The organism is Spirillospora sp. NPDC049652, from assembly GCF_040675125.1.
In the GTDB taxonomy this organism is placed as follows: domain Bacteria; phylum Actinomycetota; class Actinomycetes; order Streptosporangiales; family Streptosporangiaceae; genus Spirillospora.
The window spans coordinates 1-2,287 of the sequence record NZ_JBFAOF010001069.1 but is presented as its reverse complement, the minus strand read 5'-3'; the positions used below and the strand labels follow the sequence as shown (position 1 = coordinate 2,287).

Genomic DNA, 2,287 nt, shown 5'->3' with positions numbered 1-2,287 from the left:
CGCGCCTTGAGCTGCGCGACGACGCCGAGGCCGATCGGGCCGAGCCCGAGCACGACCGCCACGTCGCCGGTCGCGTCGTCCTGGATGACCTCGCGCGGCAGCTCCAGGTCGGCGAAGTACTTCAGCCAGACCCCGGCGCCGACCGCCTCCATCGTCGCGTCGGCGAGCGGCTTGCCCTGCTCCAGCGTGATGATCCGGCCGATCTCCTCCGAGCGGGCGAACAGCACGTTCGCCGCCGCGCGCAGCGCCTCCCGGCGGGCCGCCTCGTCGGCGCGCCAGCCGGCGCGGGCCGCCTGCGCGGCGTCCATCGCCGCGTCGAGCTGCTCGCGGGTGGCGTCCGGCGCCTGCTCGGCGACCTCGCCGGTCGCCGGGTTCACCACCCCGAACGTCCCGGCGGCCGCGACGGCCTCCCCGCCGATCGTCATCGTGTACCCGGCCATGGAACCTCCCACCTCGGCGCCTTCACCGAACAGAGTTCAGTATTCATCCGCGGGTCGGCCGCCACCACCCCGTCAGGTCAGGCGGTCCGGAGCGTTCCACAGAGGCGGACGTCGCCCGCACCCTCCGGCGGAGCCCGGCGAGAGCACGGCCCGGGGGGGACTCCGTTCCGGCGCGCCGCAGTGACGCTGCGGCTCGAACGGGATCGCGTCGCAGGTGGACGGGCATTTCGCGCCCTTCCTGCGGTCGGCGGCGGGCCGCTGGCCGGAGTCGGCTGGAAGGTGGCCGGTTCCGGCAGTGCGGCTGGGCTCGGCCGGACGCGCGGGACATCATCCAGCACATGCGATCACGACTCTCCGCGGCGCTCGTCGTGGGCCTGACGATGACCCTGGCGGCGGGGACGGGGACGGCGGCCTCCGCGCGGTCCCCGGTGGCCCCCTCGGCCCGGCCGGGCTTCGCCGACCCGCATCCGTGCGACGGGCAGCCGGGCTTCACGTGCGCGACGCTCCGGGTCCCGCTCGACCACCGGAACCCGGCCAGGGGCACCCTCGACCTCCAGGTCGGGATGTCCGACAACACCGCCGCCCCCAAGGGCACCCTGCTGTTCCTGACCGGCGGCCCCGGCCAGCCCGGCGTGCCGTACCTGACCAGGATGACCACGCAGCGGCTGCCGGAACTGGCGAAGAACTACCGGTTCGTGATGATCGACCAGCGCGGCACCGGGCGGTTCGGCGCGATCGACTGCCCGAAGATGCAGGCGCAGGTCGGCAGCTCCGACATCGCCCCGCCGACGCGGGACGCGGTGGCCGAGTGCGCGTCCGTCCTCGGCGACCGGCGGAGCTACTACACCACCGAGCAGACCGTCGGCGACCTCGACATGTTCCGCAGCGCGCTCGGCGTGAACAAGTGGGTCGTGGACGGCGTGTCCTACGGCTCGTTCACGGCCGCGAACTATGCCGCCTTCCACCCGGGCCACGTCTCCAAGGCCGTCCTGGACTCGGTGCTGCCGCACACCGATCCGGGCCACGAGCAGATGCTCTACACGACCGGTCAGCACGCCGTGGCCCGCGTCCTGCGCGACGCCTGCCGCACCGCGCCCGCCTGCGGGTTCGACCCCGCGCGGGACGTCGCGTACCTGGCGCGCCACCGCGAGGACGCCGTGCTCATGTGGGACATGCTCGTCTCGTACGAGTTCTTCGACCCGTCCTACCGCGATCCGAACCCGCCCGGGCTGCCCGCCGGATCCGGTGACGTGATCGGCGCGATGCACGCGGCCAGGCTCGGCGACCCGGCGCGCCTGGACACGCTGATGAAGCTGATGGCGCCCGGCGGCGACCCCGTCGCGGGCTTCAGCGCGGGCCTGCACGAGGCCACCATCTGCGGCGACGGCGTCTTCCCGTGGGGGACGTCCGAGACGCCCGTCGCCCGGCGTCCGGCGGCGCTGGAGTACGCCCGGCGGCACCTGCCCGCGAGCGCGACGTGGCCCTTCACCTCCGCCACCGCCGTCGGCGGCGGCTTCATCCAGGAGTGCCTGACCTGGCCGGTCGCCCGGCACAACACCGAGGCGAAGCGGAAGCTGCCGCCGGTGCCGATCCTCATCGTCAACGGCGACCACGACCTGTCCACGCCCATGGAATGGGCCAGGGAGGAACTCGCGAACGCCCCGAGGGGCAAGCTCGTCATCGTCAAGGGCGCGAGCCACTCCATCCAGAACCGTGAGCGCGGCACCCAGGGCCGCGAGGCCGTCTACGCCTTCCTCAACGGCGGACCTCCGCCCACGTGAGACGCCGCCGCCCACGTGAGACGCCGCCGCACACGAGAGACGCCGCCGCACACGAGAGACGCCGCC

Annotated in this window: 2 protein-coding genes; one reads left to right on the top strand and one right to left on the bottom strand. The window is 73.9% G+C overall.

What is annotated here, in order from left to right; translation table 11 throughout:
* On the bottom strand, positions 1-440 hold a 440-nt coding region (locus AB0J52_RS36980), incomplete at its 3' end, for an aldehyde dehydrogenase family protein (RefSeq protein WP_500187568.1).
* Positions 441-778: 338 nt separating this feature from the next.
* Between AB0J52_RS36980 and AB0J52_RS36975 the strand changes: the two genes are divergently transcribed.
* Positions 779-2,221 carry an alpha/beta fold hydrolase gene (locus AB0J52_RS36975; protein ID WP_500187566.1) on the top strand — a complete coding sequence of 481 codons (1,443 nt, stop codon included), beginning with the start codon at positions 779-781 and terminating at the stop codon, positions 2,219-2,221.
* Positions 2,222-2,287 lie beyond the last annotated feature (66 nt).

Coding starts and splice junctions, on each gene's coding strand:
- AB0J52_RS36975 (WP_500187566.1), top strand. CDS start 779: ATGCGATCACGACTCTCCGCGGCGCTCGTCGTGGGCCTGACGATGACC.